The 5,411-nt window shown below is 72.5% G+C and carries 5 protein-coding genes and 1 pseudogene; 5 read left to right on the plus strand and 1 reads right to left on the minus strand.

All coding sequences use genetic code 11. The features are described 5' to 3' along the window. The 5 genes and pseudogenes from ACFWBT_RS41505 to ACFWBT_RS41525 form a co-directional block, all read left to right on the plus strand. Positions 1-258: pseudogene (locus ACFWBT_RS41505) on the plus strand (hypothetical protein); the annotation flags it as partial. Then, positions 255-1,202 carry a glycosyltransferase family 2 protein gene (locus ACFWBT_RS41510; protein ID WP_385709581.1) on the plus strand — a complete coding sequence of 316 codons (948 nt, stop codon included), beginning with the start codon at positions 255-257 and terminating at the stop codon, positions 1,200-1,202. The pseudogene ACFWBT_RS41505 and the gene ACFWBT_RS41510, both read left to right, overlap by 4 nt. Then, positions 1,199-2,437: a polysaccharide pyruvyl transferase family protein gene (locus ACFWBT_RS41515; RefSeq protein ID WP_385709584.1), complete on the plus strand. Its 1,239-nt coding sequence runs from the start codon at positions 1,199-1,201 to the stop codon at positions 2,435-2,437. The genes ACFWBT_RS41510 and ACFWBT_RS41515 overlap by 4 nt, the downstream gene beginning before the upstream one ends. Beyond that, a complete protein-coding gene (gene rfbC / locus ACFWBT_RS41520; RefSeq protein ID WP_385709587.1) occupies positions 2,434-2,985 on the plus strand; it encodes a dTDP-4-dehydrorhamnose 3,5-epimerase in 552 nt (183 codons plus the stop codon). Before ACFWBT_RS41515 ends, rfbC begins: the two co-directional genes overlap by 4 nt. A 7-nt stretch (positions 2,986-2,992) precedes the next feature. Beyond that, entirely contained in the window at positions 2,993-4,357 is a 1,365-nt protein-coding gene (locus ACFWBT_RS41525) for a glutamate-1-semialdehyde 2,1-aminomutase (RefSeq protein ID WP_385709589.1), read from the plus strand. Between the two features lie 12 nt (positions 4,358-4,369). Here the strand turns inward: ACFWBT_RS41525 and ACFWBT_RS41530 are convergent, their stop codons facing one another. Beyond that, on the minus strand, positions 4,370-5,053 hold the full coding sequence (locus tag ACFWBT_RS41530) for a phosphatase PAP2 family protein (RefSeq protein ID WP_385709592.1): 684 nt from the start codon (positions 5,051-5,053) through the stop codon (positions 4,370-4,372). Between the last annotated feature and the right edge of the window lie 358 nt (positions 5,054-5,411).

The raw sequence follows: 5,411 nt of genomic DNA on the forward strand, positions 1-5,411 counted from the left end.
GGCGCCGGCCTCGGCACCGGCGCGGCGGCCGGGCTGCGCGCACTCGGCGCGGCCCGGCGCAGCCTGCGCAGCCAGCTGTTCGCCTCCTCCTGCTATGTCGGCGGCGGGCTCGGCGGGGCGGCCGTGGCCGGCACGGTCGGCTCGGCCTGGGGCGTCGCCGCCGCGACCGTCTGCAGCTCGGCCGTGTGGTGGCTGCAACTGCGGTCCGCCCTGCGCGAGCGCCACCGCAATCCCCTTCCCGAAGCGAGGACTTCATGACTGCGCAACCCAGGCTGAGCATCGGCCTGCCCGTGTACAACGGCGAGGAGTACCTCGCCGAGGCGCTCGACGCCCTGCTCGGCCAGACCTACGAGGACTTCGAGCTGGTCATCTCCGACAACGCCTCGACCGACGGGACCCAGGACATCTGCCAGCGGTACGCCGCGAAGGACTCGCGCATCCGGTACCTCCGGCTGCCCCGCAACATCGGCGCCGCGCCGAACCACAACCACGTGTTCACCGAGTGCCGCGGCGAGCTGTTCAAGTGGGCCTCGCACGACGACCTGTACGCCCGGGACCTGCTGCAACGCTGCGTTCAGGCGCTGGACGAGCGGCCGGACGTGATCCTCGCGCACAGCGGCCAGGCGGTCATCGACGGCGACGGCCAGGTGAAGGTCCCGTACGAATACGGGCTCGCCACCGACTCGCCGCACCCGCCGGAGCGCTTCCGCAGTCTGCTGTTCGAGCCCGGTGGCGACGACTTCTACGGGGTGATGCGGGCCGACGTGCTGCGCCGGGTGAAGCCGCACGACAGCTACCACCACGCGGACCGCACGTTCGTCGCCGAGATCACCCTGCACGGGCCCTTCCACCAGGTGCCGGAGCTGTTGTACTTCCGCCGCGACCACCCCACCCGCGCCGAGCGCGCGAACCCCGGCAAGCGCTCCCGGTGCGTCAATCTGGACCCGCGCCGGGCAGGCTTGCTGCACCCGACGCCGCGGCTGCTCGCCGAGTACGTCTGGGGCTTCGCCTCGGCGATCCGGCGGGCGCCGTTGTCCCCGGACGACCGGCGTGCCTGCTACCGCCACCTGGTCGCCTGGATGACCAGCCGGGTCCGGCCGGGCGCGGGCGAGCGGGTCGAGGACCGCGCCCCGGTCGACCCGGCCCTGCTCACCGTCTCCGTCGACGCCCTCGTCGCCGGCCGTGAGGGGAGGCGGGCATGACGTCGGCGGACGAAACCCCGGTGCGGGTCGGGGTGTTCGGTCTGCTCGGCTCCGGCAACCTCGGCAATGACGGGTCGCTCGAGGCCGTACTCGGGTACCTTCGCGCCGAGCACCCGGAGGCGGTCGTGGACGCGCTGTGCGGCGGACCCGAGGTCGTTGCGACCCGGTACGGCATCCCCGCGACGCGGCTGCACTGGTACCGCGGGGAGTACCGGACCGCGTCGCGTGCGGGCGCGATCGCGGCCAAGGGCCTGGGCAAGCTCGTCGACGCCGTCCGCACCGCCGCCTGGGTGCGCCGGCACGACGTGGTGATCGTGCCGGGCATGGGCGTCCTGGAGGCCACGCTGCCGCTGCGGCCGTGGGGCTTCCCGTACTCGCTGTTCCTGCTCTGCGCATCCGGCCGGCTGTTCGGCACCCGGGTCGCGCTGGTCAGCGTAGGCGCCGCCGCGATCGGCAACCGGCCGACCCGGACCCTGGTGCGCCGGTCGGCGCGGCTGGCCACCTACCGGTCGTACCGGGACGCCCTGTCCCGCGACGCGATGCGGGCGATGGGCGTGGACACCGCCAGCGACGAGGTCTACCCGGACCTCGCCTTCGCCCTGCCGACGCCGACGCTGCCGGCGAGCGAGACACCGGGCCCGCCGGGCCCGGTCTGCGTCGGCGTCATGGCCTTCCACGGCGGCAACGACGACCGCGCCCGGGCGGAGGAGATCCACCGGCGCTATCTCGACGGGACGACCCGGTTCGTCCGCGCGCTGGTCGAGGACGGCAGACAGGTCCGGCTGCTCACCGGCGACGCGTGCGATGCGCCGGTGGTCGCCGCGATCCTCGACGCGGTGGACTCACCGCTGGTCACCGCCGCCGAGGCGTCCTCGCTGGCCGACCTGATGAAGGAGACGGCGGCCGCCGACACCGTGGTGGCTACCCGGTACCACAACCTGATCTGCGCGCTGAAGGTCGGCACGCCGACGCTCGCACTGAGCTATGCGGCGAAGAGCGACGCGCTCATGGCTCGGATGGGGCTGGACGCGTACTGCCACCCGGCTCGCGAGGTCGACGCCGACCGGCTGCTCGAGCAGTTCCGGACGATGGAGAAGCGTTCGGCGGAGCTGCGGCGGATCCTCGCCGAGCGCAACCTGGTCGCGGTCCGGCAACTCGAGCACCAGTTCGCCGCTTTGACCTCGGCTCTGTTCCCGGCGGCCGACCACGCCCACGCCCTGCGGGAGGCTCCATGAAGGCGACCGAAGTCCCGGCGATCACCGGCGCGTACCTGTTCGAGCCGACGCCCTACGCCGACGAGCGCGGCTTCTTCTGCCGCACCTTCGACGCCGACCTGGTCCGCTCGGTGGGCCTCGACCCGGACACCTTCGTCCAGGACAGCGTGTCCCGCTCGGTCCGGGGCGTGCTGCGCGGCCTGCACCTTCGCTCCGGCGCGGGCGAGGCCAAGCTGGTGCGGTGCTCGTACGGGAGGATCTTCGACGTCGTCGTGGACCTGCGGCCCGACTCGCCGACCTACCGCGAACGGGCCTTCTTCGAGCTGTCCGGCGAGACGCAGGTGACCCTGTACATCCCGGCGGGGTGCGCGCACGGCTTCCAGGCGCTGACCGAGACCGCCGACATCTCGTACCGGATCGACCGCCCGCACGATCCGGCCGAGGATGTGACGATCGCCTTCGACGACCCGGAACTCGCCATCCCCTGGCCGCTGCCGGTCACATCGATGTCCCAGCGGGACCAGGAGGCGCCGAGACTCGCCGAGGCCCTGAAGCAAATGGAAAGGTGAAGTCACCGTGGACACCGAAGAGTTCCGCCTGCCCCGGTCGCGGATGGCGAACGAGCGGCTGCACGCCATGGTCCCGGGGGGCGCGCACACCTACGCCAAGGGCGACGACCAGTACCCCGAGGACCTGGCCCCGGTCATCAGCCACGGCCGCGGTGCCCACGTGTGGGACATCGACGGCAACCGCTACATCGAGTACGGGTCCGGACTGCGGTCGGTCAGCCTCGGCCACGCCCACCCACGGGTGATCGAGGCGGTGCGGCGGGAACTCGACCGCGGCAGCAACTTCGTCCGGCCGTCCATCGTGGAGGTCGAGGCCGCGGAGCGCTTCCTGGCCACGGTGCCGACCGCCGAGATGGTGAAGTTCGCGAAGAACGGCTCCGACGTCACCACCGCCGCGGTGCGCCTCGCCCGCGCCGTCACCGGGCGCCCGCGGGTGGCCATCTGCGGCGACCATCCGTTCTTCTCCGTCGACGACTGGTTCATCGGCACCACGCCGATGTCCGCCGGCATTCCGGCGGCGACCACCGAGCTCACCGTGTCGTTTCCTTACGGGGACCTGGCCGCCACGGAGGAGTTGCTGACCCGGTACCAGGACGAGGTCGCCTGCCTGATTCTCGAACCCGTCGGCCACACCGAGCCTTCCCCGAGCTCTCATCCTCGTTCGAGCAGGGAAGACCCCACACCCGGGTACCTCGCCGGCCTGCGCGAGCTGGCCGACCGGCACGGCTGCGTCCTGATCTTCGATGAGATGATCACCGGCTTCCGCTGGTCCGAGGCGGGTGCCCAGGGTCTGTACGGCGTCGTGCCCGACCTCTCCACGTTCGGCAAGGCGCTGGGCAACGGGTTCGCCGTCGCCGCGCTGGCCGGGCGCCGCGAACTGATGGAGCGGGGCGGGCTGCGTCACTCCGACGACCGGGTGTTCCTGCTGTCCACCACGCACGGTGCGGAGACGCACTCCCTGGCAGCCGCGATGGCCGTGCAGACCACCTACGTCGAGGAGGGCATCACCGCGCGACTGGCCGCCCTCGGCGAGCGGTTGGCCACCGGTGTGCGCGACGCCGCGGCCGGCATGGGCGTCGGCGACCACATCGTTGTCCGGGGCCGGGCCAGCAACCTGGTCTTCGCCACCCTCGACGAGCACGGGCAGCCGTCGCAGCAGTACCGGACCCTGTTCCTGCGCCGACTCCTCGCGGGCGGGGTGCTGGCCCCGTCGTTCGTGGTGAGCAGCGCGCTCGACGACGCGGACATCGACCGTACCGTCGAGGTGGTGGCCCAGGCGTGTGCGGTGTACCGGAAGGCACTGGACGCCGGTGACCCCACCCCCTGGCTGGGCGGGCGGCCGGTCAAGCCCGTGTTCCGCCGCTTGGCGTGACGTGACGTGATGTCAGGGACGCCCCGGCCGACCGGCGTCGGCCGCGCGGTCGACCAGCCGGTCGGCCGTCCGGTCGACCAGCCACGCGGTCGCCGGTATCACCGCCAGTGCGGTGCACCAGCCGCCGAGGATGTCGGTCGGGTAGTGCGCGCCCAGGGCGACCTGTGCCCAGCCCATCGCGGCTCCGGCAACCAGCGCCGCGGCGATCACGAGTGACGCGCCGGCCGTCCCGTCGATGCCGAGCCGGCCGGTCGCGAGCAGGGCCACCATGAGGGCGAGAGCGGTGGCGAAGGCGGTGTGCCCGCTCGGGTAGGACAGGTTGTCGCCGTGGATGGTGCGTCCCACCAGGGACTTGAGCAGCGTCGTCGTCCCCACGGTGGTGCCGACCCCGACAACGACGAACACGGCCGCGCGAGGAGACCGAAGCAGCAGGCAGCCCGCCACGGTGCCCAGGACCAGCATCGCGGCTCCGGCGGGCTCACCCAAGAAATCCACGGCCAGAGCGACGCGCCGCCACGGCGGTCGCACAGTGTCCGCCGTCGGCCGGACGAACCACCTGTCCACGGTGCCGGGCTCGCTGTGGCCGGCGTACAGGACCCCGAGCACGAGGACCACCAGGGCGGCGAGGACCGCGATCAGCCCGAGCCACACGCGCGGCGACGGGGACAGCGGCCTGGGCGCCGGCCGCCCGGTCACCCGCCCACCGTGTCCGGTCGACTGGTCTTGGCCGTCTTCCAGGTCCGCTCCGGCCAGGCGATCCAACGCGAGCCCCCCTCGTCGTGTCCGACCCACTCCCCAGCAGCCATGACCGCCCGCGAAGAACCGCTCCTGGCCCGTACGACTCCGCGGGAGCCGCCGGCCAGTGCGGATCCGCACTCGACAGTCCGGCATCGCCCCGGTCAAGGGCACCGGGATCAGCCTCTGCCTGTCACCCTAACCAACAACCCGGTCGCACCGGACCTAGTGCCGCGGCAGGCAACGTTTGCCCGTCAAGGAGCGGCGCCCGGTGCGTGCTCTCGGTGTGCCGGCCGGAAGTCCTCGTACTGGATGTACT

Source organism: Streptomyces sp. NPDC060027 (genome assembly GCF_042737005.1).
GTDB lineage: Bacteria > Actinomycetota > Actinomycetes > Streptomycetales > Streptomycetaceae > Streptomyces.